22 protein-coding genes and 1 pseudogene are annotated in these 25,461 nt (G+C 58.0%); 16 read left to right on the top strand and 7 right to left on the bottom strand.

Translation table 11 applies throughout. The features are described 5' to 3' along the window. Positions 1-487: 487 nt before the first annotated feature. From CupriaWKF_RS22935 to CupriaWKF_RS22925, 3 genes are all read left to right on the top strand, one after another. Entirely contained in the window at positions 488-1,300 is an 813-nt protein-coding gene (locus CupriaWKF_RS22935; RefSeq protein ID WP_276103028.1) for a hypothetical protein, read from the top strand. 221 nt (positions 1,301-1,521) lie between these two features. Then, complete coding sequence (locus tag CupriaWKF_RS22930; protein WP_276103027.1) at positions 1,522-2,589, top strand: hypothetical protein; 1,068 nt, start codon at positions 1,522-1,524, stop codon at positions 2,587-2,589. A gap of 739 nt (positions 2,590-3,328) precedes the next feature. Beyond that, positions 3,329-3,820: a hypothetical protein gene (locus CupriaWKF_RS22925; RefSeq protein WP_276103026.1), complete on the top strand. Its 492-nt coding sequence runs from the start codon at positions 3,329-3,331 to the stop codon at positions 3,818-3,820. A 562-nt stretch (positions 3,821-4,382) separates the two neighbouring features. Here the strand turns inward: CupriaWKF_RS22925 and phbB are convergent. Together phbB and CupriaWKF_RS22915 are read right to left on the bottom strand one after the other, a co-directional pair. Beyond that, positions 4,383-5,126: an acetoacetyl-CoA reductase gene (gene phbB, locus CupriaWKF_RS22920; protein ID WP_276101047.1), complete on the bottom strand. Its 744-nt coding sequence runs from the start codon at positions 5,124-5,126 to the stop codon at positions 4,383-4,385. A 131-nt stretch (positions 5,127-5,257) separates the two neighbouring features. Further along, a complete protein-coding gene (locus tag CupriaWKF_RS22915) occupies positions 5,258-5,827 on the bottom strand; it encodes a phasin family protein (RefSeq protein ID WP_276103025.1) in 570 nt (189 codons plus the stop codon). A gap of 1,021 nt (positions 5,828-6,848) precedes the next feature. On the opposite strand from CupriaWKF_RS22915, the gene CupriaWKF_RS22905 reads away from it, so the two are divergent. The 6 genes from CupriaWKF_RS22905 (at position 6,849) to CupriaWKF_RS22880 (ending at position 10,190) form a co-directional block, all read left to right on the top strand. Then, the gene (locus CupriaWKF_RS22905; RefSeq protein WP_276103024.1) at positions 6,849-7,223 is read left to right on the top strand and encodes a PHA-granule associated protein 4; all 375 of its coding nucleotides are present in this window, start codon (positions 6,849-6,851) and stop codon (positions 7,221-7,223) included. Positions 7,224-7,648: 425 nt separating this feature from the next. Beyond that, positions 7,649-7,984, top strand: coding sequence for a metalloregulator ArsR/SmtB family transcription factor (locus tag CupriaWKF_RS22900; protein ID WP_276103023.1), 336 nt, complete (start codon positions 7,649-7,651; stop codon positions 7,982-7,984). After that, complete coding sequence (locus CupriaWKF_RS22895) at positions 7,984-8,436, top strand: ArsI/CadI family heavy metal resistance metalloenzyme (protein ID WP_276103172.1); 453 nt, start codon at positions 7,984-7,986, stop codon at positions 8,434-8,436. The genes CupriaWKF_RS22900 and CupriaWKF_RS22895 overlap by 1 nt, the downstream gene beginning before the upstream one ends. After that, positions 8,433-8,951 (top strand): arsenate reductase ArsC, encoded by a 519-nt coding sequence (locus CupriaWKF_RS22890; RefSeq protein ID WP_276103022.1) that lies wholly within the window; start codon positions 8,433-8,435, stop codon positions 8,949-8,951. Before CupriaWKF_RS22895 ends, CupriaWKF_RS22890 begins: the two co-directional genes overlap by 4 nt. Positions 8,952-8,985: 34 nt before the next feature. Beyond that, positions 8,986-9,489 (top strand): arsenate reductase ArsC, encoded by a 504-nt coding sequence (locus CupriaWKF_RS22885; RefSeq protein ID WP_276103021.1) that lies wholly within the window; start codon positions 8,986-8,988, stop codon positions 9,487-9,489. Further along, positions 9,486-10,190 (top strand): MIP/aquaporin family protein, encoded by a 705-nt coding sequence (locus CupriaWKF_RS22880; protein ID WP_276103020.1) that lies wholly within the window; start codon positions 9,486-9,488, stop codon positions 10,188-10,190. The genes CupriaWKF_RS22885 and CupriaWKF_RS22880 overlap by 4 nt, the downstream gene beginning before the upstream one ends. Before the next feature lie 6 nt (positions 10,191-10,196). Here the strand turns inward: CupriaWKF_RS22880 and CupriaWKF_RS22875 are convergent, their stop codons facing one another. From CupriaWKF_RS22875 to CupriaWKF_RS22860, 4 genes are read right to left on the bottom strand one after another with little or no spacing between them, the layout of a single operon-like run. Further along, on the bottom strand, positions 10,197-10,505 hold the full coding sequence (locus CupriaWKF_RS22875) for an acylphosphatase (RefSeq protein ID WP_276103019.1): 309 nt from the start codon (positions 10,503-10,505) through the stop codon (positions 10,197-10,199). 38 nt (positions 10,506-10,543) lie between these two features. Further along, entirely contained in the window at positions 10,544-11,881 is a 1,338-nt protein-coding gene (locus CupriaWKF_RS22870) for a sigma-54 dependent transcriptional regulator (RefSeq protein ID WP_276103018.1), read from the bottom strand. A gap of 15 nt (positions 11,882-11,896) precedes the next feature. Beyond that, complete coding sequence (locus CupriaWKF_RS22865) at positions 11,897-13,354, bottom strand: HAMP domain-containing sensor histidine kinase (RefSeq protein WP_276103017.1); 1,458 nt, start codon at positions 13,352-13,354, stop codon at positions 11,897-11,899. A gap of 10 nt (positions 13,355-13,364) precedes the next feature. Continuing rightward, positions 13,365-14,189 carry a PhnD/SsuA/transferrin family substrate-binding protein gene (locus CupriaWKF_RS22860; RefSeq protein ID WP_276103016.1) on the bottom strand — a complete coding sequence of 275 codons (825 nt, stop codon included), beginning with the start codon at positions 14,187-14,189 and terminating at the stop codon, positions 13,365-13,367. A gap of 227 nt (positions 14,190-14,416) precedes the next feature. Between CupriaWKF_RS22860 and CupriaWKF_RS22855 the strand changes: the two genes are divergently transcribed. From CupriaWKF_RS22855 to CupriaWKF_RS22825, 7 genes and pseudogenes are all read left to right on the top strand, one after another. Beyond that, entirely contained in the window at positions 14,417-14,941 is a 525-nt protein-coding gene (locus CupriaWKF_RS22855) for an arsenate reductase (azurin) small subunit (RefSeq protein ID WP_276103015.1), read from the top strand. A gap of 16 nt (positions 14,942-14,957) precedes the next feature. Beyond that, positions 14,958-17,435 (top strand): arsenate reductase (azurin) large subunit, encoded by a 2,478-nt coding sequence (locus tag CupriaWKF_RS22850; RefSeq protein ID WP_276103014.1) that lies wholly within the window; start codon positions 14,958-14,960, stop codon positions 17,433-17,435. A gap of 76 nt (positions 17,436-17,511) precedes the next feature. Continuing rightward, positions 17,512-17,921, top strand: a pseudogene (locus tag CupriaWKF_RS22845) (radical SAM protein); the annotation flags it as partial. A gap of 411 nt (positions 17,922-18,332) precedes the next feature. Next, entirely contained in the window at positions 18,333-18,560 is a 228-nt protein-coding gene (locus tag CupriaWKF_RS22840; protein ID WP_276103013.1) for a hypothetical protein, read from the top strand. 833 nt (positions 18,561-19,393) lie between these two features. Beyond that, a complete protein-coding gene (locus CupriaWKF_RS22835; RefSeq protein ID WP_276103171.1) occupies positions 19,394-21,070 on the top strand; it encodes an NRAMP family divalent metal transporter in 1,677 nt (558 codons plus the stop codon). Between the two features lie 341 nt (positions 21,071-21,411). Beyond that, positions 21,412-23,022, top strand: a complete 1,611-nt coding sequence (locus CupriaWKF_RS22830) for a methyl-accepting chemotaxis protein (RefSeq protein ID WP_276103012.1) — start codon at positions 21,412-21,414, stop codon at positions 23,020-23,022. A 106-nt stretch (positions 23,023-23,128) separates the two neighbouring features. After that, entirely contained in the window at positions 23,129-23,875 is a 747-nt protein-coding gene (locus tag CupriaWKF_RS22825) for an EAL domain-containing protein (protein ID WP_276103011.1), read from the top strand. A 27-nt stretch (positions 23,876-23,902) separates the two neighbouring features. On the opposite strand, the gene CupriaWKF_RS22820 is transcribed toward CupriaWKF_RS22825, so the two are convergent. Beyond that, positions 23,903-25,459, bottom strand: a complete 1,557-nt coding sequence (locus CupriaWKF_RS22820) for an IS66 family transposase (RefSeq protein WP_276103010.1) — start codon at positions 25,457-25,459, stop codon at positions 23,903-23,905. Between the last annotated feature and the right edge of the window lie 2 nt (positions 25,460-25,461).

Here is a 25,461-nt window from a genome sequence, read left to right as displayed (position 1 = left end):
AATTACCCGAGCCAGTTGCGGTTGGTATCAGGACTGATACAAAGTGCAACATATTCAGCCGAAAACGCTTGTCGCGCCGCACCATGATGTGCATTAAATCAACAGCTTAGTCTTTACCGGTATGACTTTTGCTGCAGAGATTGAGCTGACCAACTCGGCACCGTTAGGTGGACAACAAGCCTGAAATTCATTGCCAGGCAGTCTTGTCCCAACCACTCACCGTGTGTAGTGGGTCTTCTTTCGACCAGAGGCGTATTTCCATAAGCCCTGCTGGGAGGAGCGCGAAATTAACAGTAAGTCGACAATCAGATGACTGTCACATTTGCGACTTTCTGTATCTATGTGGTGAAGAAGAACGAACCAAAAATGAAACAGAACGTCGCCGGCTAGTACCGTTCAAAGACCGAGGGGCCCAAGAGGGGTCCGACTTGAAGAGCTATTCTGCGCGACGCGGCATCTCGGCTGGGGTCATCAGTGGAGGTCCGCCATGAAAAGCTTGGCGCTACTCAGCAAGAAGGCGTTGTTGGCATCGGCAGTCGTCACAGCAGTCGCGACATCACTGGCGAGTTGTGGTGGGGGTGATGATGGCGGCACAGTAATGGTCACGTCGGCCACGCCTGCCTTGTCGCCTGCATCTAACGTGACTCAACCGGTCATCATTCCGGCCAATGCGACATTTTTGGGAAAGACCTACCCAGAGTGGGAGACGGCTTTTTGGCAATGGTCTTTGGCGTTGCCGCTCGATAACCCGCCACACCCGTTTTTCAAGTGCAACTCCTGGGAACGCCCTATCTCGGCCGCACAAACCGGGAACGTCTGGTACTGGTCCTCGCCGGATGCCGTAGAAACTTGCGACCAGTCGGCTATTGTCATACCGGCGGGCAAAGCCATCTTTCTGACTACGCTCGATATCGAGGCGTCGTCGTTGGACGACCCGACTACGCCGTTTTATCAAACCACAGCGTCGGGCCAACTGGCGACTGCCCAGCAGTTCGCTAACTACATCGAGGACTTGTTCGTCTTCATCGACGGCACCCAAGTCCCCAATGTGACGGCGTATCGGACGACGACCGGCCAGTTCACGTTTACTGCACCGACGCCGTGGGTTTTCAACCCGAATGGGAATGGCGGAACCGGCACGGCGGTGGGGGACGGTTACTTCTTCATGCTTCAGCTCCCCCCTGGTCCGCATACGATTCGCTATGGCGGTACGTTCAATATCCCTAAAGGCGTGTTAGGCCACAAGGCGGTGAGCTTCACGAAGGACGTCACGCTCTTCATTACGATGGGCGGCGGATGAATTGACCCTTTAGGCCGTCGTTTGCTTCAGCACCCCATACGTCTCTTTAAACGAGGGGTTTTTCGTACGCCGAGTAGGTGAGGTCTCATGAGACGTGACCTATAGCGGCGACGTAGCCCCGTTACGACCACAACATTGGCTTCCGTCAGGATTCATCAGGAGGCCCTGAGGGCGTCCCGTTTGGCGCCTACTCTTGTCGTTGTTCCAACAAGGAGAAGAACATGAAACGACACCTTTTGCGTTCCCTTCTACTGTCTGCATCGATAGGGCTAATAGGACTTTCGGTCGCTCAGTCTTCGAGGGCAGATGAACTGTTTATTGGCGACTTAGGAGACGATACCGTCAAGGCATTCGATTCCGACAGCGGGGCGTATCTCGGTGCTTTCGTCTCTTCCAAGAGTGGTGGATTACACGGGCCGATTGGCCTAATTTTTACCGATGGCCAACTAGTCGTCGTCAACCAGAATGTCAATCTCCCCATTCCCGGCGAAGTTTTGCGCTTTGATGGTGCACTCGGCACTTATATTAGCAAGCTAGTCGCCTCGAGCGACCGCAATGCGCCATTCTTTCCACAGGGCATTGTGCGAGGAGGGCCGAACCAAAGCTTCTACGTGGCCGATGAAGGTTACACGAACGGCAATTGTGCCAATCAAGGCAACATCAAGGAATATGACGCGGCGGGCGCATTTTTGGGTAATTTTGACCAGCACAAGTTTACCCCCCAGTTCCATCCGCGAGGCGCAGTTTTCGGTCCCGACGGCCTTTTGTATGTTTCAGTCACTGGTTGCCTCGACCCATCAGACCCACACTTTGACCCCGTGGTCGGCTACATCTTGCGTTTCAATGCCAGCACGAAGACTCTTGTCGATGTATTCGCATCCACTGCAACTGTTCCGAACCTACATCGACCTAACGGGTTAGTCTTTGATAGCTCAGGCAATCTGTGGGTCACCAGCTTACGAGCGGATGCGAACGACACCGATAAAATCCTCCAACTTGATGGCAAGACTGGCGCCCAGCGTGACAAGCTCGAATTGTGGACACCACCCCAACCTAGAGCCTTCGCGGATGCAATCCTTTTTGGGCCCGGAGGCAATCTGTTCATTCCCATCTCAAGTAATGGCCAGAACCCTTTGACGGCAGGACAGCTGCGGCGTTGCAACATCAAGACAAAGGCTTGCGATGTCATCGTGCCGGCCAACACCGCTGGTGGCGCCCTCCTGAATCCGTGGTACTTAATCTTTAGAAAGAGCAACCCGGCAACGCTCAACTACAGAAACAGGGACTGAGAGCAGCAAGAGGTAGAACGGACTTGGGCCTGGCTCCTGGCCGGGCCCGCTTGAAGGCAACTGAACCTTTACCCGCCTTCCGAGAGGAAGAATAACTGTGCATCGACTTCAACCTTCATGGCTTGGCGCGCTGGCTCTCGTGATAGGTGCGCTGACGAGTGCAACAACCCTCGCCGGCACTATCGTACTGGAAGGCATCTCGGTGCCGATAGCGAATGCAGGTTCAAACCGGGGAGGTGAAGTCGGCGACCTCTTCGTACTCGACGGAAGAAGGAGCTATGCCCCAGCTTCCCCGCAGAAGCCGTTGACGTACGCGTGGTCACAACTCTCTGGCCCAGCCACCGTGACACTGACGGGTGTGATGACAGTCAGCCCAAGCTTCACGCCGTCCGTGCCCGGGTTGTACGTATTTTCCCTTGTGGTCAGGGACAATAACGTAAGCAGCCTCCCTTCGACGGTACAAGTCAATGTCCTGCCAGCGGACGGTGGGTGCCTGGGTTGCAATCCGTTCTCGAAATGAAGTCATAGCCCCAATAGCGGAGCCACTTTTGATAGGAGACTAGATGGGTTGAATACCAGAATAGTTGCACAAAGCTGATAGCGGCCTCCTGCGCGGCGCTAGTGTCGGCCACTCGGTCGGCGCCAAGCCATCGCTTAACGGATACCACGGTGCATGGTCGCCCACAAGTGTCAATCGGCATAGCGACCTAAAGTTTTCGAAAAAACAGGGAAGAAAAAAATGGAAACCTTAACATCAAGCATGACGAAGGGTGTTCTTGCGCTTATCTTGACAGCAGCTGCTTCCTTCCTCTTTTCCCCCATTGCAAAGGCAGGTACATTAAACTCTTACTCCAGCCCCTGGCAACCTTTTTCCACTGAAGGATTGAACAATTGCAATAACGAAACGTACGCCTTTTCCGGACAGATTCTCGTTGAGGTGAAGACGGTTGCAGATAATTCAGGAGGCTTGCACGTCTCGACGCTCATTCGCGTTCGCGGCATCGGGATAGGAAACAACACTGGGGCGCGTTATATTGATAACGAGGGCGGACAAGCCACTGAAAACCTTCTCCCATCCGGCGCATTGGACTACACAGCGGTGTTCAACGGCACTGTGATTGCGGTGGACAAGGGAGTGCCGGATTTGCACTACCGTAGCCTGTTTCACATCACAGTTGATGCCAATGGCAACGTGACAGTACGTATCGATAAATTCGAGATTTTGTGCTAAACAAGACAGCCCATGGCGCCTTTCCACAGCACACTTGCACGCCATTGTGTCCGCGAAACTTGGCGCCATTTAGGTCAGAAACCCCGGCTCGTCTATTTCAAGCGAGGTCAATATGAACAACAGTGAAAAGTCTCAGCGCCTCACGTTCACCTGGGCACTGGTCGGCACCCACTTGGGGACTGCAAGCCGAAAGCTGTTGTAACATTCAAAACGCAGACACGCACGTCGCCTCTTGGCTGCTCTGTGTCTGTTCTGGCTGGTCGCGGTCGCTCAGCAGGCTGCCGCACAATCGGCCTACGCTTATGTCGTCAATGCCCGTTCCAACACGGTATCGGTCATCGATAGGGTAAGCAATAGGGTGGTGACTACCATTGCTGTCGGGTCCGCTCCAGTTGACATTGCAGTCGCTCAGGAGGCCGCGCGAGCCTATGTTGCCAACAGCGGCACGAATATCCACCACGCCTAGCTGCCCGCAGGAAGGCTGCACCGCTTCCTTCCTGTCAATGCAGACTATATGTCCAGCCCTCCGGCCTGTGTGGGGCGCTGGACGGCACATCAGACCTCACTGCATGTGCTGCCCACCGTTGATGGCAATGTTCGCCCCGGTGACGAAGGCGGCCTCCTCCGAGCACAAATACGCAATCAACGCAGCAACCTCCTCAGGCCTCCCCAGGCGACCTACTGGGATTTGAGGGATGACTTTTGTATCGAGTATTTCTTGTGGCACAGCGGTCACCATTTTGGTGGCAATAAAGCCAGGCGATACCGTATTGACCGTCACGCCGCTCTTGGCCACCTCGAGCGCCAGCGACTTCGTGAAGCCGTGCATGCCCGCTTTGGCAGCCGCGTAGTTGGATTGGCCGAAGCCGCCCTTGGAACCAATGATGGACGACACGTTGATGATGCGTCCCCAGCCGCGCTTCACCATCTCGTCGCACACAGGCTTGGTCATGTTAAACACCGAGTCGAGGTTGGTGCGCATGACCGCATCCCAGTTGATTTTGTCCAGCTTCTTGAAGCTGGCATCCCGCGTGATGCCAGCATTGTTCACCAGAATGTCGACAGCGCCCAGCTCCGCCCGAACCTTGGCAATGCATTCTTGGCACGAGTCATAGTCAGCGACGTCGACAGGATAGGCGTGGAACCTACGCCCGCTTTCCTCCATCTTTCCCAGCCAGCTCGCGACGCCGCTATTAGCCGGGGAATGCGTGACAGCCACCGTATAACCTGCGTGATGCAGCCGGACGCTGATAGCCTCACCGATACCGCCCATCCCGCCTGTGACTACGGCAAGCTTCTTCGTCATGTGTCCAATCCTCTGTGTTTGGTATAACCGCACGGATGAGCCACGGCCCAGCGCTGCTCACTGAGACCCAGCATCTCCGAGAATTTGGCGCCCCCCAGCCGTGAATGTGCCAACTGGGGGCCAAAGCGGAACTACTTCGCCGCAGCTGACGCAGACGCCTGCGCTACGCGATGTCGCGCGCCTTTTGAAGCTGCCGCCGCAGCCGTGTTGAGACTGTTCTCGGCTACCTCCACGGTCTGCCTTGCGGTCGACTGTACCGACTCATAGAACATAGTGGTCGCCTTTAGGGCCTCCTGCCAAGCGGCCAGCGGAGCCGTTGACCCTGATGGGGCGCTGTTCTCCACCTTTTCGAGGAAGTCCTGCAGCCCCTGCTTGCCTGCCCTGTATTGAACTTCGACCACCTTGTCGAAGTCAGCCCGTGTGGCGGCCAGAATGTCAAACAGCTGACGGCGATACGCCAATGCCTTGTCGGTTGCTGGCTGAAATAATTCGATTTGCAATTCGACGAGTTCTTGCGGATTCTGGACTGAGAGGGCTTTCATGACGCCCTCCCGGGTCTGCGCCAGGCTCGTCTTCATTGTTTGCAGGTTCAACTCCATCACCTTTTCAAAGCCCTCAAGGGCCTTGTTGGTGAGTCCGACGAGGACTTCAAGGCCCGCCAACTGCGCTTTCGTGCATTGTTCTGCTGTCCACTGAGCCATCTTGCATCTCCTGAGTGAGACCCGCCCTTGAGCTATTCGTTGGCAAGGCCTTGGTGGGAATCGGGTGAATGACAATTGCAGCGTCAGCGCTGCTCCCTGGCAGCGGACTTCGGTGTGAAGGCCCAAGGAGGCATCGATGCCAGCGAGTCTCTATGGGGCAGAGCGCGTCGCTCATCGACAGACCGCGCGCGCCGGAATTCCTATGCTCGAACCCGGCCCATCGCTTTGAGATAAGCGGAGCCTCGGTATGTGACCCGAGGTCGGCTACATTTTTGCCCTACCGACTCGAGCGTGACGAACTCACGCGCGAGCAATGCCTCCACATCCGCCCTGTCCAACTCAGCAGGGTCAGAGCTGTCGTTTACCAGTACGAGAGTGGCGAACTCATGATGACTCAGCACAGCAGCCTCCCAAGCTATTGGTTTAATAGTGCTACGGGACATCACTACCGTCCGTGATATGCGGCTAGGCGACTACACGGAAGGTCTGGCTGGTGAGCGCCTGTCTCGGCGCTCGGAAAAACATCTTAGCTGCCCGAAACATAATGTTCAATACAACCGGAAGGCATGGTAAACCCACGCATGGGCCCGCTCTTAATCCACAGCATGATGGCGCGTAATATCACAATTTGATGTATCTCAAATGTGACGCAAATAAAATCTAGACCGACCGGTCGGGATTTTATTTGGCGACTAATTCTGGCTAGCGCTAGCGGCGTCTTCAGGTGAAGTTCTGCTCACCGTTGTTTTCCTCGTACATGCATGAGTTCCTTGTCGAGCACTGCGCCAGTCTGTATTGACTTAGAATTTTCTTACGTCAGAATTAAGAGACATCGCCACCTCAAATCGAAGGGAGACTGAACTACTCCCTGTGGCTGCCTCCCTTGGGTTGCATGCAAAGGCGACCCGAGGCCGACGCTGGAGGGATGTCGCAGTCATTGGGAAAGTCCTTGATTTGAACTCAATGAGACGAAAGAAGCGAACGGGCGGTCGTACGCCGGGAGATTTGAACGGGGGAAGAAATGACGACGGCACGTGCAGGGACCAAAGGGGAAGCCCTCAGACTCCTCGAAGCGGTGGGAGTTGGACTCGTCGAACTCGACTACGAGACTGGCTGGCAAGACGCTTCTGAACTCAGTCATCTGGGCGAGAAGTCTGGGGCACGTGTCCAGTATCGCGGCCACGAGAGTATTGTCGTCAAGTCGCCAGCCGCACTTGCTGCCGGTTTGAAGCGCCCAAAGCTAACGTTTCGTCAACGCAATCTTTATTGCCAGTTTGCGCTGACCGAGTTGTCAGCTAACGAATTGGCAGCCTTGGAAGCGAAGGCCATGAAGCTTGGCGACTACATTCTGGCCGGACATCTATTGAGGGATGCCGATACCGTTTGGGCCGAGTAATCTCGACGCATTCAGCTCCATGGATTCGGCGGTGCTCGACTTGGCCGCTCAGTCCACCTAGGGACTCTCCCCCCTAATCAGCCCTCTGGTCGAAAGGTAAACCCGGCGCTGCCGAACCATCCCGCCATAGGGGTAGGTGTTGACCACTCTTTAGCCTTCATCTCGGGGCGCAGCCAGGACGAAACTGCGCCTAGGCGGACACCCTGCCGGCAACACGCCGGCGTTTGAACCTTGGACGGTCAAGTTGAGCCGGCGAACAGAAGAACCGGCTCGGGAAAGATGGGCAGGCTACACGCCGGCCAGCAAGCCTTGTTCATGGACGTCAACGGCAGGCCAAGAGCTGCTCTGAATTTCGAGCCCCAGGACAACGCACTGCCGGAGAGCTTCTCGTTGCGTCTATTCGATATTTCGATTACTATGCAAATATGGAAACGAAAAACGCCATTGCGGCCCTTACTGCACTCGCATCCAGCTCTCGGTTAGGGGTCTACCGCCTCTTGGTACAGGCTGGACCGGAGGGCATGACCGCCGGCAACATCGCCGAGGCAACGAACACCCCAGCCTCCACACTCTCCTTCCACCTGAAGGAGTTGGGACATGCTGGCCTGGTTACGTCGCGGCAAGAGGGCCGGTTCGTAATCTATTCGGCCAGCTACGCCACCATGAATGAACTCATTGGATTTCTCACCGAGAACTGCTGCCAAGGGGAATCCTGCGCGGTCGTGCCGGCGAGCGATTGCACTACCTGCGGAGACAAATGATGAAACGACTACATGTTCATGTGTCCGTCGATAACCTGACTGAGAGCATCCGTTTCTACTCAGCGCTCTTCGCTAGCGAGCCGACTGTCACCAAGGATGACTACGCGAAATGGATGCTCGATGACCCGCGCGTCAACTTCGCTATTTCCATGCGTGGGCGCAAGGCTGGCCTGGACCACCTTGGTGTCCAGGTCGAGTCCGAAGAGGAACTCAACGAGATGCAGACGCGACTTGCCAGCGTAGAGCTTCCGATGGAAGCGCAGATTGGCACCAACTGCTGCTATGCCAAGTCGGACAAGTATTGGACGGTAGACCCTCAAGGCATCGCGTGGGAGTCATATCACACGCTTGACTCCATCCCCACCTTCGGCGAATCGCGCCCCGAGGAATCGGCATCGGCTTGCTGTGCCCCGACGCCAGCCACCATCACCTTCCGCAGCCGCAACAAATGAGCAAAGACACCTATAACGTTCTCTTTCTCTGCACAGGCAATACCTCGCGCAGCATCATGTCCGAAGCGCTCTTGGCGACGATGGGCCATGGCCGCTTCAAGACGTTCAGCGCAGGCAGCCAGCCGTCCGGTACGGTGAATCCGTTCGCAATCGAGCAGGTCAAGAAGACGGGCTACGACTTGTCAAACCTGCGCAGCAAGTCATGGGATGAGTTCGCCAAGGCGGATGCCCCGCACATGGATTTCATCATCACGGTTTGCGACCAGGCGGCCGGCGAAGTCTGCCCCTTCTGGCCGGGACACCCATCGTCCGCCCACTGGGGATTTTATGACCCTGCAGCCATAGAGGGCTCGGATGAAACGAAGCGCGCAGCGTTCGAGCAGGTCTCCCAACAAATTAAGTACCGAGTCGAGGCATTCCTGAAGGTGCCACTCGCGGACCTCGATGAGACTGCCATTCGCGCTGAGCTGCACAGGGTTGGCGACATCGATGTCACTGCCATCGGCGCGACCTGAGAACCGTGACCAGCCTACCCAAGCGAGGTTCGACATGAGCGACAAGGTTTACAACGTCCTGTTTCTTTGCACCGGCAATTCAGCACGCAGCGTGCTAGCTGAGGTTCAGTTGAACGCCCTCGGGGGCGGGCGATTCAAAGCTTACTCGGCTGGCAGTCACCCGAAGGGAGAAATCCATCCGCTGACACTGCAACTCCTGACACAGATGGGACTTCCCACCGGGGGACTACGAAGCAAGTCGTGGAGTGAGTTCGCCACGCCGGATGCGCCGGTGATGGACTTCGTATTCACCGTGTGTGACCAGGCCGCTGGGGAGCAGTGCCCAGTCTGGCCAGGGCAACAACCCATCACCGCGCACTGGGGTGTTCCAGACCCGGCCGCCGTCGAGGGCTCGGAGGACACAAAGAAGCGTGCGTTCAAGGATGCGGCAGCGACACTCCGCAAGCGGCTTGACCTGTTCATGAACTTGCCACTCGCGTCGCTCGACCGCCTTGCAGTGAAGCAAAAAGTGACTGACATCGGGAACGTAAAGCCATGAGATTGCGGCATGCCGTAGTTGCCGAGTTCCTGGGCTCCGCACTCCTCCTCGCAACCGTTGTTGGTTCCGGCATCATGGGCGAGAAGCTCGCCGGCGGCAATGTCGGAATTGCACTGCTCGCCAATACGCTGGCGACCGGTGCCGGCCTTGTGGCGCTCATCGCCACCTTTATCAACATCTCGGGCGCACACTTCAATCCCCTCGTGACGCTTGCCGAGGTCTGCCTCGGCAAGCTGCGCTGGAACCACGCTGGCGCCTATATCATTGCGCAAGGTCTCGGCGCAATTGCCGGAGTGCTGGCTGCTCACGGCATGTTCGACCTGCCCTTGCTAGAGGTGTCGGCGCATGTGCGTACCGGCCCATCGCAATGGTGGAGCGAGGTGGTTGCGTCGTTCGGCTTGCTCACGGTCATTCTGAACGTGGCGAAGCGGCGGATGGAGTTTGTTCCAGTTGCGGTCGGCGGCTATATCACGGCGGCCTACTGGTTCACGGCCTCGACCTCCTTCGCGAACCCCACGGTCACTATCGCTCGCTCGCTCACCGACACGTTCGCAGGAATCCGACCGGTCGATGCCCCGGGTTTCATCGTTAGTGAACTGGTCGGAGGCGCCCTGGCCATTCTCCTGTTCCTTTGGTTCGAGCGACTGCATAGCGCGCCGCGAAGCATGACTGAAGCTGTCAACGAACAGGGTGCACAATGACTGGCTTTACAGGGTGGGTAAGCGCTCGAAGCGGTCAAAGCGCGCAAAGGGTGGCTCAACTTCGGTAATTTCTAGCTCTTCCACAAGCGCTGCCGACATGCCCTCGCTCAGCCAAGCGCACATGTCGGCAAGCTGCTCTGGTGAGCCCTGCAACATCGCCTCAACCGATTCATCCATACGGTTGCGGACCCACCCTGTCACCCCAAGCTCCCGGGCACGATGCACGCACGCCTCGCGATAGCCGATACCCTGGACACGACCACGGATACGTACCAGGCGCGTCTCAAGCAGGCCGTCGTTTCTATCTGCTTGCATGAAAGTTCTTCTGCAGTGAGCAGCCACCGCCTGCCGACTCAGTGCATGGCCCCTGCTGCAATCGCATGTCTGCGCATCTTCTCCCAGAGGCTCTTTCTGGAAATGCCCAGGGCACGTGCCGTTTCAGATATATGCCCCTGGTGCTGCAGCAGAGCAGTACGAATGAATGCACTTTCACATGCCGCCATGTAGCCATCCAGTGGCGTGTCGACGTCCACTACTGTCGCAGGCTGAGCTCCATCCTCTTCGAATATATCGGACGAAAAGAGCATGTTCTGCGGGCAGACGATGCACGCGCGTTCAAGGCGGTTCTGCAACTCTCGCACATTCCCGGGCCATCCATACGTTGCAAGCCGCGCCTCCGCCGACGGGTGAAATAGCTTGGTCGGTTCACCGAGCCGGGTGGCGATGTCTCGCACAAACCGATGGGCAAGCCAGAGAACATCGTCGGGGCGGTCGCGCAGCGCCGGAACCCGAAGCTGCAGGATGTTGATTCGGTAAAACAGGTCCTCGCGAAACTTCCCCACACTGACCAGCTCGGCGAGGTCTCGATTGGTGGCGCAAATCAGCCGGAAATTGGTTTCGACCTCTTTCTCGCCGCCGACTCTTTTGATGCGCGGTTCCTGTAACGCGCGCAGCAACTTCACCTGCATTGAAAGTGGCAAGTCGCCAATCTCGTCGAGGAAGAGCGTCCCCCCTTGAGCCTGTTCGAAGTAGCCCTTCTTCTGGCGCTCCGCGCCAGTGAAGGCACCTCGTTCATGGCCAAAGAATTCGGACTCCAGAAGCGTCTCTGGCACGGCGCCACAATTGACGGCAACAAAGGGGGTCGCATCGCCGGGTGCATGTCGATGAATGAATCGTGCCAGCACTTCTTTGCCGACACCGGACTCTCCCGTAAGCAAAATCGACTTCGCGCGGCCCGCAACTCTTGGGACGAGGTCTGCCAGGCGCCTCATCGCCTCGGAGACGCCCAGGTCGCTCTGTGCCGGCATCGCCTGGTCCGGGATTGCAGTTCCTGTCAACTGCCGGACTTTCTCGACCAGCGCGCCGATGTCGAACGGCTTCGTGATGTAGTCAGCAGCACCGTCCTTCAGCAGGGCAACCGCCGTTTCAACGGACGCGTAGGCAGTAATAAAGACAAACGGCGGCTGAGATGTACGTCTGGCCATCGAGCGTGCGAACAGGTTTTCTCCCGAAATGTCTGGCAGACGAATGTCACTGATGACTGCCTGATACGGGCGCGTCTGCAAGGCACCCAAGGCCGATTCACCGTTGGTGTGCCAGTCCACATCGAACCCTTCCAGACGGAACCTGTCCGCCAAGGACTCTCCCATGATTGGGTCGTCTTCTACGACGCAGATTAGCGTAGTTGACATGATGAACTCCTGCTCTTACTGAGCGGCAATCGGCAGAATCACTACAAAGAACGTCCGGCCCGGCTCACTCTCAACTGCGATGGTGCCACCGAGGTGAGTGGCAATTTGGTAGCTGACCCAGAGACCTAACCCATACGAACGCCGCTCTCCTGCTTCCCAGGCGGAACTGAACGGCTCAAACAAGTGCTCCATGGCAACGCCGGAGATATACTGCCCGGTGTTTGATACCTTTATCTGAAGCTCCGCTGGGTGTGCCGAGACCCGGACGTCGACCCGACCCCCATGCTCTACGGCTGTCGCAGCATTCAGCAGCAGATTGAGAACGAGTTGTCGAACCAGATGGGCGGGGAGCGAAATGACCTCGGCTTGCTGCACTTGCCAGTTGAAAGCTGCCTGCTTCGCATGTAGCTGCGGCGCTATCAACAGTCTCAGGTCCTGCCAGTCCGACGGACTCATTGCCGGGGAATCGAGCCGTGCTTCCACGAGCAAGGCGGCAACGGTCGACCGAATTTGACCCAACCCTCGCTCAAGGAGTCCAAGGGTTCTCTTGGTCTGTGCGTCAGGTGAACCGTGCGTGTTGAGCGTGTCGATGGCGTTGAGCATTCCGCCCAGCGGGTTATTGATTTCATGGGCAATACCCGCAGCGACCCTTCCGACCGCCGCGAGCCTTTCTGAGACAACGACCTCACGCTCCAACGCCTGCTTCTGAGCCAATTCCCCAAGCATGGTCTGGAATTGTTGACCCAGTTGGCCTATCTCATCTTTACCTTGCACGGTCATCTCGGCGCCAACCTTCTCCGCCGGCTCCTTCCCAATCCGAGCCATTGCCGAAGCGAGCCGCAGAAGAGGTTTCGCCATCCGGTCACCCCACAACCAACCCAACGGTATGAGGAGCAGCAAGGCCGGAACGGTAGCCACCCCTAGTTTGACTAGCGTTGAGCGAATGCGGCCATAGAGGATATCGGCGTCGTAGACCAGCACAACATATCCCAGACGCCCCCCGTCATCCGAATTCACTGGCATGCCCGCCGTCACGTCATGGGTTGCTAATAGCCCCGGAAAATTGAAGTAGAAGCGGTCGCCGACGGTACGCAAGTGTGAAAGAACGTCGCCGTATTCGGCAGGTAGTCGGGCGACGTCTGTCTGAATGGGTGCCTTCCGGGGAGCAGTCGATGCATACACGTGCCCTTGAGCGTCAAAAAGCGCGATTTCCTTTAGCGGGTTCGTCGGCTCCCTCACTGCAACCGGTGTGCGGATGACTTCGAAAGCTCGCCATACGTCATCCTTGACCATCGGGTCACGTACCGAGAGTGTCAGTACCCGACAAAGATTCTGGGCTCCGTTTTCCAGGTCCTTCCGCGCGTCGGATAGTGCGAGACTAACAAGCGCAGCCGTCACGAGGAGTTCGGTCAGGAGGATGACCGCACTCAGCGCAAGTGGAATCTTGTAGCGGTAACTGAGGTTAGAAAGCATCTGTGGGCGCCTACCGTGGCCCGGCGTCCAAAATTCGGACGAGCGCGCGAATGCCGTCGAACACGCTGTCGGCACCTTCGACGAAGCCGTCGAGGTTCAATTGCTGAAGAATTTCGCGCCCTTCCGCTCGCTCCTTCATGTCGACAAGCGCCCGCTGAATGCGGCGAAACATGTCTTCGTCGAGGTCGGTGCGCGCCACAATCGGCGGGAAGCCGTACTGCGGCGAGCGCCACGCTACCTTCACGTCTCGAGTACGGTCCGGGTATCGCCTTTCGATGGTGTCATAGACGTAGCCATCTATCTCGCCGGCATCCGCAAGTCCAGAACTCACCGCATCGACGACCTTCCGGTGCGCGTACGTAAAGAAGGACTTCCTGAAGAAGGCGCGTGGCCGCAGGCCCGCCCGAATCAACTCGGTGGTAGGTACCAGGAAGCCTGAGTTCGACTGCGGGTCACTGAACGCAAACACCCGGTTCCGGAGCTGCGAGATGTGCGTGGTTTGGGTGTCGCCCTTGGGAACAATCAGATAGGAGCGATAAAGCGGCTGCCCCTGGTAGTCTGGTATCGCCAGCAGCCGCATGGTCTGCGGGTGCGTGACGTACGGATAGCCACAGACCCACGCGACATCCAGACGATTCGTAGCCAGCAAATCGTGGATTTCACGGTAGTTATTGCGCTGCACAAACCTCACATTGGCACCGCAAACGCTTCCGAGTTCGTTGGCCCAACGTGCCAGCAGACTGATTTCGTTATCCAGGAAGACGGCCGTGGTGCCGAACGTAATCGATGGGCGTTCCTCGCCGGAGGCGAACCCAAAGGCCGAGAGGAGCGGCAAGCTCAGCGCGGAACGGAGAAGTCGCCGTCGACCGGTGTTAGGAATTGGTGACATAACGGCTCACTCCCCCTCCCGAACCGTTACCGGACGGTAACGGCGCTCAGCGCCTCCGCATCCATATTTCCTTGCGCACAAGCCAGCTGACCGCCATCGAGCCGGGTGGCACACGTCTTGCCACGAAATCGATGCTAGCGACTAGGCAAGCAAGATTCAAGCAAGGAGGGAACATGCCCGAACTCAAAATCGACCGCCGGACGTTCCTGAAGTTGGGAGGCACCTCCGTTGCCGCCTCCGCTGCGTGTGCATTTGTGCCGACCGCAGCGGAAGCCGCCACACCGGTCGACACAAGCAAGACCAAGCTCCCGTATCCGAGAAAGAATCTGGCTCAACTCGGACGGATGACGCTCAACACCCCAGTCTCCTTCACCTATCCGGACGCCGCGTCGCCCTGCATTGCTGTCAAGCTCGGCAATCGCGTCCCAGGTGGTGTCGGCCCGGAAGGTGACATCGTCGCTTACAGCGCGATGTGCACGCACATGGGTTGTCCTGTGGCATATGAACCTGCCACCAAGACATTCAAGTGCCCTTGCCACTTCAGCATCTTTGATGCGGAAAAGGCCGGACAAATGGTTGTCGGCCAGGCCACTGAAAACCTGCCCCGGGTGAGACTGCTTTATGACGACAAGACCGGGACGGTATCGGCTGTCGGCGTGGAGGGCCTGATATACGGCCGCCAGGCCAACATCCTTTAACCTCGAGGAGCTGAAAATGGCTACCGAGAAGGACCGCATCGTGCTACCGCCGGTCACGGCCAAGCGGACAAACATGACCTGCCACTTCTGCATCGTCGGGTGCGGGTATCACGTGTACAAGTGGCCAGAGGACCAGGAAGGCGGTCGGGCACCGAACCAGAATGCGCTCAGCCTTGATTTCCGCAAGCAGCTGCCGCCGCTATCCATCGTCATGACGCCCGCCATGGAAAATGTCGTCACCGACCGCGACGGCTCTCGCCACACCATCATGATTGTTCCGGACAAGAGTTGCGTCGTGAACAGCGGACTCAGTTCGACCCGTGGCGGCAAGATGGCGACATATATGTACACCCCCGACGGGCTCACTAAGGAGCGCCTGAAGAATCCGCGCGTCTATCTCAGCGACCAATGGGTCGATACCACCTGGGACCAGGCGTTGGCGCTTTATGCCGGCCTGATGAAGAAGGTGCTCGACAAGGATGGCCCGAGCGGCATCGTCTTCTCTGCCTTTGACCATGGCGGAGCCGGTGGTGGATTCGAAAACACATGGGGCACCGGCAAGCTGATGTTCACGGCACTGCAGACCCCGATGGTCCGCATCCACAACCGGCCGGCATACAACTCCGAATGTCACGCTACTCGTGAGATGGGGATTGGGGAACTGAACAACTCCTACGAGGACGCCGAGCTCGCCGACGTCATTTGGGCCATCGGCGCCAACTCGTACGAAACTCAGACGAACTACTTCCTGAATCACTGGGTACCAAGTCTCAATGGCACGACTGCGGACAAGAAGAGGAAGTTCTTCCCGGGAGAATCGCCTCAGAAGACCAGAATCGTTTTCGTCGACCCGAGACGGACCCCGACCATTGCCGTTGCCGAGCAGGTGGCAGGAAAGGACAACGTGCTGCACCTGGACATTCAGCCGGGTACGGACATCGCCTTGTTCAATGGCCTCTTCAACCATGTCGTCCAGCAGGGTTGGATTGACCGCGAGTTCATTGCTGCACACACGAGCGGGTTCGATGCGGCGGTACAAGCCAACAAGCTGTCCTTGGAGGATTGCAGCAAAATCACCGGCGTACCCGTGGAGAAGATTCGAACGGCGGCCGAATGGTCATACAAGCCGAAGGCATCAGGCCAAATGCCGAGGACGATGCACGCCTATGAAAAGGGCATCATCTGGGGCAACGACAATTATCTGATTCAGTCCTCGCTCGTGGACCTTGTGCTCGCGACCCACAATGTCGGACGGCGAGGAACAGGCGTCGTCCGGATGGGCGGTCACCAGGAAGGCTACACCCGGCCTCCATACCCCGGTGACAAGAAGATATACATTGACCAGGAACTCATCCACGGTAAGGGCCGGATGATGACGTGGTGGGGATGCAATAACTTCCAGACGAGCAACAACGCTCAGCAGTTGCGCGAAGTGGTCCTGCGAAGGTCGCAGATGGTCAAGGATGCGATGCAGCGCGCCCGTGGCGCGACCACCGAGCAGATGGTCGACGTTATTTATGATGCGACTGGCAAAGGTGGGCTGTTTGTCGCCAGCATCAACCTCTACCCGACCAAGCTCGAAGAGGCTGCACATCTGATGTTGCCTGCGGCGCATCCTGGCGAAATGAATCTGACTTCCATGAACGGCGAGCGGCGTATGCGGCTTTCCGAACGGTTCATGGACCCGCCCGGAACGGCTCTACCCGACTGCCTTATCGCGGCTCGCATCGCCAACACGCTGCGCGACATGTACCGCAAGGATGGCAACGCGAAGATGGCCGCCCGGTTTGAAGGCTTTGACTGGAAGACTGAGGAGGATGCATTCAACGATGGCTTCCGCAAAGCTGGACAGCCGGGCGCTGGGAAGATTGACAGCCAGGGCGGAGATACTGGCAACCTGGTGACCTATGAACGGTTGCGCGTCATGGCCAACAACGGGGTGCAGTTGCCGGCGAAGGCGTGGGAAGGCGGAAAGCTTGTCGGCACAGAAATGATGTATATGGACGGCAAGTTCGATACACCCGACGGCAAAGCGCAGTTCAAGCAGTCGCCGTGGCCAGGGCTACCGAAGGTCATAGCCGACCTGAAAGCGAAGTACCGGTTCTGGATTAACAACGGTCGGACAAACGAAGTCTGGCAAACGGTCTATCACGACCAGTACAACGACTTCGTCCGCACGCGAGACCCGATGGCCTATATCGAGATGAACCCTGAAGATGCACAGCAGCTTGGGATTGCTGCGGGAGACATCGTCGAGGTCTTCAACGACTTCGGGTCTACTTATGCCATGGCTTATCCAGCCGCCGAAATCAAGCATGACCAGACATTCATGGTGTTTGGTCATGTGAACGGCATCCAGGATAACGTCACGACGACATGGACGGACCGGAACATTGTTCCTTACTACAAGGGCACGTGGGCGAACGTCCGTCGCGTGGGTTCGATGGAGGACTACAAGCAGACGGTAAGCTTCAAGAGCCGCCGCTACACGTAGGCGGCGGAGGGCCGGCGCGTTGCTGGCCCCTTCCCATTTCTGTCTGCAGCTGAACACGAGCTGGATAGGCGGCGCGATGAAATCATTCACCCTGGGGTGCGTGATTCCTCTGGTGAATGTCACTGCCTTCCACTCGACAGAAAGCGACTTCCGAACCGCAGATGTCACGGCTGTCGCATGGCCGGTTCAGAACACGCGGCTGCGGCCGTTGCGAGACTTACGCATATCGGTGACAGACCGCTGTAACGTCCGCTGCATCTACTGCATGCCGAAAGAAGTTTTCGGCAAGGACTACCCATTCCTGCCCCGAGCAGAGTTGCTCACTTCTAAATCGAGCGTATTGCACGTGTGTTCGTCGGCCTCGGCGTCGAAAAGATACGCCTGACAGGTGGGGTGCTGCGAAAGGACCTTGAATACCAGGTCGAATTGTTGGCGAAACTGAGAACGCCCGGCGGCGGCGACGTCGACCTATCGCTGACGACGAGTGTCGTACTTACCGCTGCAGAGGATGACCAAAGAAGGCAGCGAAGAATCGGCATGGAAGTCGTTCCAGAGCCGCTAAGCGCGAGGTCAACCTCCTGCAAAGCTCGGCCGTTTCTCGATTGCTACCAACGCGGTTTTGTGGCGAATCGGACATTCTGCAATGCATCAGCATTTACACCCAAGAGGCGCATGCAGGCACCCATAACCTGCCTTCCCGCTGTTGCTATTTCGCGAAACGATACGTAGATGCACCAGCTTGTGGCCTAGACTTAAAGTGCTTTCTCAAGATTCCGCTGCGATGCCAGGTGCGGCATGAAACTTATTGCAGCGCAGCGGTTCCTCCAAGGGAAATTCTGACAATTGTTGGGTCTTCTGAGTTATGCGGCAAACAAGAATCAGGGTGTGGGAGGGGGCATGAAAAGCACAAATGAGCAGTCGCTGCGTTTTCAGGTCGATAAATGGCTCGCGCCTGGCCCCACGACGTCGGTCCATGTACTTGAATTCAGTCGCACCCTCTCGGGTCGGCGACGTTACGTATGCGTCGAGACCACGCAACCGTCCGGTTTGCGCGCGTTGTTCTTCTTTCGGCACGATGACGGGTGCTGGCGCGTGTTTCCGCCTGCAGTCGATGGCCGAAGATGAGCGCTCACCGCCTGGCCTTGTGAGCGGGTCAGCGCTAGTGTTGGCGCGCGACTGTTCTGGCTGTGACCGTAGTCACAATCCGATAGGGGCGCGGAAGCGGCTCTTTTTTCGTGTCGCGCTTCGCCTCGAGCCTTCCATTCATTGTCACTATCGCTCATACCGTATATACGGTATGTAGATTGTCAAAGACCTACAAGCGATGTCGAGCTTCGGCTCGTCCGGATGCCCAGCACGTTCGCGACCGCAGGCCGGAAAAATTCATTGGGATGCGCTTTCATGGGGAATTTTGACAGGCCAAGGGCGTCAAATATCCGTGTTGGGCCGGTTTCGCTTAGAGCGGACCGGACATGTCTTGCAAACGAAGAGAGGAAGTCCACGTGGACAGTTGTAGTCGACGACGTTTCCAGGCAAGACATTAGTCGTTACCCCGACCGCTGCCTTGCCTGACCGGTAAGGCAGCGGTGTCATTCGGCCATTCGGCCAACCGCTCCTTTGTTGTGTCCCGCCAGAACCCCCATCTGGCGTAGTGCTGCCCGCGCGAATTGCTGCAGGGTGGCGGGGAGCAGAGCATGTGCATGATTCACTCGTTCTCCCGTCGGGTGTCGGAGCTCATTGACCGGCTGGTGTCACCCTCCCGCCGCCATGCGAGCGTCCCCAGCGCCTCATTCGAGCGTAACCAGACTTCTTGGGGTGTGGCGAGGCAACGGCCCCGGACCAACCGGGAATTCGCCGAAGCCGCCATCAAGGTGTTCCGCACGCTCCGGTAAGCGCAGCCAGTCAAGTTGCGCCGCACCAAGCAACTGAGCACAAATCAAAACCTCGAGGAGCAAGAAATGGCCAAGGTCACTACCGGGATGGACGCCCCACCGCATGGGTTGGATGCCTCACCGCGCGAGACGGTCCTTGATGACGCACACGCAGGCGACATACGCGGGGCGCTTGGCACGATTTCCCAGCACGACACGGGACTGCGACTGGGATGGCGGGCCAGGCTTCGCACCTTACTCGCCATTGTCGGACCGGGGTTGATTGTCATGGTGGGCGACAACGATGCCGGCGCCTTTGGCACCTATACGCAGGCCGGGCAAAACTACGGCACGACCCTGTTGTGGACACTGCTGTTGTTGATACCCGTGCTGTATGTCAATCAGGAGATGGTGGTCAGGCTGGGAGCCGTTGCCCGAGTGGGGCATGCACGCCTTATCTTCGAACGCTTCGGCAAGCTCTGGGGAAGCTTCAGTGTCATTGACCTGTGCCTGGTCAATGCGCTCACGCTGGTGACTGAGTTTATAGGTATCAGCCTCGCTCTGGAGTATCTCGGCATTCCCCGCCACTGGGGCGTGTGTGCTTCGGCGTTGTTGGTCATGCTAGCGGCTTCGACCGGGGACTTCAGGCGCTTCGAACGGTTCGCCATCGCGTTGGTTGCCGGTAGCCTCACCCTCATTCCTGTTTTTGTCCTGGTGCACCCGCCGCTGGGTCAGGTCGCCCGGGACGTCCTGGTTCCTACAATGCCGGGGCATGCCCCGTTAAGCGAGGTCATGCTGCTCATCATCGCCATCGTTGGGACGACCGTTGCGCCATGGCAACTGTTCTTTCAGCAGAGCTACATCATCGACAAGCGGATTACGCCACGATTCATCCGCTACGAGAAGACCGACTTGTGGCTAGGCATCGCCATCGTCGTGGCAGGGGCCATCGCTATGATGGCGTTCAGCGCCGAGGCATTTCGGGGTACGGCGCAGTTCGGCCACTACACGGACGCGCTCGGCACCGCAGTTGGCCTCGAGAAGCATGCCGGCCGTATGACCGGGGTCCTGTTCGCGATTGCCTTGCTGGATGCGAGCATCATCGGCGCTTGCGCGGTATCGCTTTCGACTGCCTACGCGCTTGGCGATGCATTCGCCGCGCGACATTCGCTGCACCGCAAGCCCGCCGAGGCCAAAGGCTTTTATGCCGTCTATTTCGGGCTTACGATGCTCGCCGCCTGCCTCGTGCTGACGCCTGGCGTACCCCTTGGTCTGCTGACCAATGCGGTGCAATCGTTGGCAGGCGTGCTGCTACCTAGCGCCACTGTGTTCTTGCTCCTGCTGTGCAATGACAAAGCAGTGCTTGGGCCCTGGGTGAACGGGCGCTGGATGAATCTGTTCACTGGGGCAGTTATTGCGACGCTAGTGATGCTATCCATCATCCTAACAGCCTCCGTCCTATTTCCGACGATGGGAGCGCGAGAGATTATGGCGGTCCTGACGAGCGGGACCCTGTTTGCCCTGCTGGTGTCCGTCGCGGTGTCCCTATATGAGCGGCACGGCGATATTCCCGACGAGTCGTCGGTCTTGCCGACGGACCCTGACCGGCTGTGCTGGACCATGCCGTCGCTGACCCAGCTACCCCCACCAAGGCTTACGCTATTGAACCGCGTGTGGATGTATGTATTGTGTGCATACCTAACCGTGGCTGCAGGACTGGTGCTGGTCCGCATCATCAATCTGGTGATGACCTACAGATACTAGGCCTCAAGCGCCAGCCAGCACTGTGCCTGTCATTCGGCTAGTGGCCGGCGATTGGCACACGGAAGATGCGTAGCTGAGGTTTCGTTCGCCCGTTCCTCATTTCACCTTTCCCTCCGACTGCCGCGACAGGACCGGCCTCGGACGTCATGAAGGTTGACCCCTCTCTAACGTCTGCATGTGTCGCCAGCCTGCCGTCCCCATTCCTGCCAGCGTTCACCCCGTCCGGCTAGGGCCGTGGCTAACACCCGGCGGCGCTGTTTCGTGAAACTTTTGTGACAAAACCTACAGGTTGTGCAAGGTCTGGCGTTAAGGGTCGGATTGCCATCAATAGTTGTCCAAGTATGTCCCTCCCCACCCAACCTCCGGTCGTTCGGCGTTTCAGCTCACTGCCGCTCATCACGCGGATATGCCTCGCCCTCACTTTTGTCTACGTATTCGGCGCAGCCGTTGGTGTGACTGGGATAGGAAGTCTGGTACTCGTCAGCAATACCACAGCCCATCTCTACGATGACGATTTGGGCGGCGCCTTAATTGCCGAACAAGCGCAGTCTGCTATCGCCGAAACTGCTCGTGCGCAGCTTTCATTGACTGCTGCCACGAGCGGAGAGGAGCGGGAAGTCGCGAAGCAGGAGATGCTAAATGGGATGAAAGCGCTCGATGCGCTGCTGGCCGACCCGCGCCTCGCCAAGAACAGCCTCGTTGCCCAGGCCCACAGCCAGAACAAGAAGGCAAGAGAGATGGCTATTGCCTATATCGAGCTGATGCAGCGGCAACCACTCGATGCAATCCAGTTCGAGCCCACGGTATCTGTGGATGGACATTTCCTTGTGGACGAGTTGCATGAGCTTGCGCAGACTGTCCGTCACCTTAAAGACAAACAGTTGACACAGGCGAAAGCTACGCTGGCGTCAGCGTCGGCGTCACAAAGGACGGCCCAGATAATCATGGGCGGACTACTTGCTGTGAGCCTGTTTGCATCGATGGCAATGGCCTATGTGCTCGCTCGCCAGGTAAGGAGGGAGCTTGGTGGAGAACCGGCGGATGCGACACGCGTCGCCGAGCGCATCGCCGCTGGTGACCTCAGGTTGCCAATTGTGGTACGCGAAGGAGATACCTCTAGCATGCTGGCAAACCTGTCCAAGATGCAGTCAGAGCTCAAAGCCACCCTTGCCGGCATCAAGGATTCGGCGGCATCGGTCTCCGTCGCGACCAAAGAGATATCGATGGGCAATCAAGACCTGTCACTACGTACCGAGCAGCAGGCCGTGTTGCTTGAGCGGACAGCGTCGGCAATGCAAGAGTTGCTTGCCGACGTCAATCGCGCCCAGGACGAAGCCACTGAGTGCAGCGCGCTGGCCACCGTGACACTGAAGGCGGCTTCGGACGGAAGCATGGTCACGGAGCGTCTTGCAGGGAAGATGAATAACCTTCACGAGCATTCCCGCTCAGTTACAGAAATTGTGCAACTCATCGAGTCAATTGCGTTCCAGACCAACATACTGGCACTGAACGCCTCCGTGGAAGCCGCCAGGGCTGGTAACCACGGCCGAGGATTCGCGGTCGTTGCGGAGGAAGTACGAACACTGGCTCAGCGGTGCGCGGCAGCCGCCAAGGAGATTGGTGGGGTCATCTCAAAGACCGTGTCTGACGTAAATGATGGAACAGCCTTGGCAGGTGATGTCAGAACGTCGATGGGCGATGTCCGCAGGGCAATTGAACGCACAGCTGAGTTTGCGATGGCGATGGAGGCTTCCAGCCAGAAACAGGCTATCAAGATTGGCACGCTAGGCGCGCCCGTGCGGGCAATGGATGAATCAACGCAGCAGAATTCCGCGTTGGTCGAGCAAGTTGCCGCCGCCGCGAGCTTGCTCCATCAGCAAGCCGAAGCTCTCGCTACAGATGTCGAGGCATTCAAGTTCGGACCCGCAAACCTCCCCTCGACCTCGAAGTAAGCCATTCTGATAAATCTGAAGAAGCAGCCAAGAGCCCGACAGCACGAGCGGACTGTATCCGGTGTCCGCGTGGATGAAAGGTTCATAGACCTATTAGGTTCCTGACGTGGTAACGACTATTGCAGAATGCATTGAGAAACAACTGCTAAGCGCAGTGTTCCAACCTATCGGGTACCTTACGTCTGGCGAAATTCTGGGTTACGAGGGCCTGATTCGCGGTCCCGTGGGGTCGGTGCTGGAGAGTCCTCAGGCGCTCTTCCTGCAGGCGCAACGCGAGGAGTGTATGGTGCAGCTGGAGCGATTCGCGGCTCGGGTCTGCGTCAGAGCCTTCGCGCAAGCCAGGCTGCCGGGAAAGCTGTTTATCAATTTCAGTGCGGCCGCCATCAGGGAAGTTGCCAGTAACGAGGACGATGTCCGGGATTTTCTGGGGTCGGTGCGATTTCCTCCTGAACGGATAGTCATCGAACTTACTGAGCAGGCGAGCCCGGAGCCCCTGGCGTGCCTGGAATCGTCCCTTCGCGCCATTCGAGAGGCGGGTGCCCAGTTTGCGCTGGATGATTTTGGCCAGGGTAATGCCAATCTGAGTTTGTGGATTGCCTTGCAGCCCGACTACGTCAAGATAGACCGCTCCGTGGTTGACGGCGTAGCGAAATCCGCGTTTCGGCTTGAAGTCCTTCGGTACATGCAGGGGCTTGCCAACGCCGGCAATGCGACGCTGATAGCGGAAGGTCTCGAGACCGTAGAAGACCTGATGGTATGTCGAGACATCGGCATCTCTTGTGCGCAGGGATATATCCTTGGTAAGCCAGTGTCGACACCCAGCGTACGACTTGAAGAGAGCGCTCTGGCGTAAGCGCCCGGTGAACCCGTCTTGACGTGGCTACTCAGGGAGGACGGAGGCAGTCCAGCGATGTGGCAGGAGCTCCGCGATGTCAGCGGTCTTCTGGGTTGGCAGTCGCGTAAGCACGTCTTTCAAGTAGGCGTAGGGGTCATGCCCATTGAGCTTCGCCGACTGGATCAGACTCATGACTGCGGCGGCGCGCTGGCCAGCGCGCAGCGAACCTGCGAACAGCCAGTTCGATCTTCCAAGAGCGATAGGCCGTATTTGCCCTTCGATATGGTTGTTATCGATAGGCACGGCTGGATCCTCAACGTAGCGCACGAGTGCCACCCAGCGTTTGAGGCTGTAGTCGATAGCTCGCGCAATGGCCGAACCGTCTGGCACCCGCCGCCTTTGTTCTTCAAGCCAGAGATGCAGTGCGTCCAGGATTGGTCTGGCCCGCTGCTGTCGCGCTTCCAAGCGTAGTTCTGGTTCTGCGTCCCGCACCTCTCGCTCGATCTCGTAGAGCCCGGCAATGAAGCGTAGCGCCTGGCCAGCCAACTCGCTCTTGTGCTTGTCGTGCAGCTCAAAGTACTTACGACGCGCGTGAGCCATGCACCCAATCTCGACGATGCCACCGCCGAAGCTGGCCTTGTAGCCAGAGAAGTCGTCGCATACCAGCTTGCCCTGCCAGTCCTGCAAGAATGCGCGAGCATGTTCGCCGCTGCGGCTAGGTGCAAACTGATAGATCACTGCACGCAACGATGAGAGCTGGCTCGGTGCGTAGGCCCACAGGTAGGCGCGATGCGTCTTGCCGTCGCCTGGCGAGAGCATCTGCACTGGTGTCTCGTCGGCGTGCAGTACGCTCTGGGTCAATACCTCAGCCTGCAGGGCATCCACCAGCGGTTGCAGTCGCACACCGCAGATACCGACCCACGCACCCAGCGTCGATTGCGGGATTGCCAGGCCGGCCCGCGCGTAGATGCGTTCTTGCCGATACAGAGGAAGATGGTCGCCAAACTTGGACACCAGCGTATGCGCCAGCAGCCCGGCGGTGGGGATGCCCTTGTCGATGACGTGGGGAGGAACCGGTGCCTGAGTGAGAGTCTCACATTGCCCGCATACCCACTTGCCCCGGATATGACGTTCGACCGTGAACACGCCAGGGGTGTAATCCAGCTTCTCACTGACGTCTTCGCCAATGCGCTTGAGCGCGCAGCCGCACGTGCAGGTCTCGGACTCTGGCTCGTGACGGATCTCGGTGCGAGGCAATTGAGGCGGAAGCGCCTGGCGTTTCGGCTTGTCCCTGGGCTCCGACTTGGACGGCGGCATCAGCGCTTCCAACTCGGCTTCGATTGCCTCAAGGTCTGCATCGAGGGCTTCCTCCAGCAAGCTTGCCTGGGCCGATGTCAGTTGCTCGCTGCGTTTGCCGAACTTCCAACGCTTGTGGATGGCTAGCTCGTGAGTGAGCTGATCGATCTTGGTTTGCCGGTAGCGCAACTCCTGCGCGTGCCGCGCAATGACGGCGTCATGCTCCTGGATCTGCGCCCGCAGCGTCGCAGCCAACTCGCGCAATTGCTGTGGGCTCAGGTCGTCCAGGTTCTCGGCGGGATTCATGT

The organism is Cupriavidus sp. WKF15 (assembly GCF_029278605.1).
GTDB lineage: Bacteria > Pseudomonadota > Gammaproteobacteria > Burkholderiales > Burkholderiaceae > Cupriavidus.
This window is presented reverse-complemented; position numbering and strand designations above follow the sequence as displayed.

Coding starts and splice junctions, on each gene's coding strand:
- CupriaWKF_RS22935 (WP_276103028.1), top strand. CDS start 488: ATGAAAAGCTTGGCGCTACTCAGCAAGAAGGCGTTGTTGGCATCGGCA.
- CupriaWKF_RS22930 (WP_276103027.1), top strand. CDS start 1,522: ATGAAACGACACCTTTTGCGTTCCCTTCTACTGTCTGCATCGATAGGG.
- CupriaWKF_RS22925 (WP_276103026.1), top strand. CDS start 3,329: ATGGAAACCTTAACATCAAGCATGACGAAGGGTGTTCTTGCGCTTATC.
- phbB (WP_276101047.1), bottom strand. CDS start 5,126: ATGACGAAGAAGCTTGCCGTAGTCACAGGCGGGATGGGCGGTATCGGT.
- CupriaWKF_RS22915 (WP_276103025.1), bottom strand. CDS start 5,827: ATGGCTCAGTGGACAGCAGAACAATGCACGAAAGCGCAGTTGGCGGGC.
- CupriaWKF_RS22905 (WP_276103024.1), top strand. CDS start 6,849: ATGACGACGGCACGTGCAGGGACCAAAGGGGAAGCCCTCAGACTCCTC.
- CupriaWKF_RS22900 (WP_276103023.1), top strand. CDS start 7,649: ATGGAAACGAAAAACGCCATTGCGGCCCTTACTGCACTCGCATCCAGC.
- CupriaWKF_RS22895 (WP_276103172.1), top strand. CDS start 7,984: ATGAAACGACTACATGTTCATGTGTCCGTCGATAACCTGACTGAGAGC.
- CupriaWKF_RS22890 (WP_276103022.1), top strand. CDS start 8,433: ATGAGCAAAGACACCTATAACGTTCTCTTTCTCTGCACAGGCAATACC.
- CupriaWKF_RS22885 (WP_276103021.1), top strand. CDS start 8,986: ATGAGCGACAAGGTTTACAACGTCCTGTTTCTTTGCACCGGCAATTCA.
- CupriaWKF_RS22880 (WP_276103020.1), top strand. CDS start 9,486: ATGAGATTGCGGCATGCCGTAGTTGCCGAGTTCCTGGGCTCCGCACTC.
- CupriaWKF_RS22875 (WP_276103019.1), bottom strand. CDS start 10,505: ATGCAAGCAGATAGAAACGACGGCCTGCTTGAGACGCGCCTGGTACGT.
- CupriaWKF_RS22870 (WP_276103018.1), bottom strand. CDS start 11,881: ATGTCAACTACGCTAATCTGCGTCGTAGAAGACGACCCAATCATGGGA.
- CupriaWKF_RS22865 (WP_276103017.1), bottom strand. CDS start 13,354: ATGCTTTCTAACCTCAGTTACCGCTACAAGATTCCACTTGCGCTGAGT.
- CupriaWKF_RS22855 (WP_276103015.1), top strand. CDS start 14,417: ATGCCCGAACTCAAAATCGACCGCCGGACGTTCCTGAAGTTGGGAGGC.
- CupriaWKF_RS22850 (WP_276103014.1), top strand. CDS start 14,958: ATGGCTACCGAGAAGGACCGCATCGTGCTACCGCCGGTCACGGCCAAG.
- CupriaWKF_RS22840 (WP_276103013.1), top strand. CDS start 18,333: ATGAAAAGCACAAATGAGCAGTCGCTGCGTTTTCAGGTCGATAAATGG.
- CupriaWKF_RS22835 (WP_276103171.1), top strand. CDS start 19,394: ATGGCCAAGGTCACTACCGGGATGGACGCCCCACCGCATGGGTTGGAT.
- CupriaWKF_RS22830 (WP_276103012.1), top strand. CDS start 21,412: ATGTCCCTCCCCACCCAACCTCCGGTCGTTCGGCGTTTCAGCTCACTG.
- CupriaWKF_RS22820 (WP_276103010.1), bottom strand. CDS start 25,459: ATGAATCCCGCCGAGAACCTGGACGACCTGAGCCCACAGCAATTGCGC.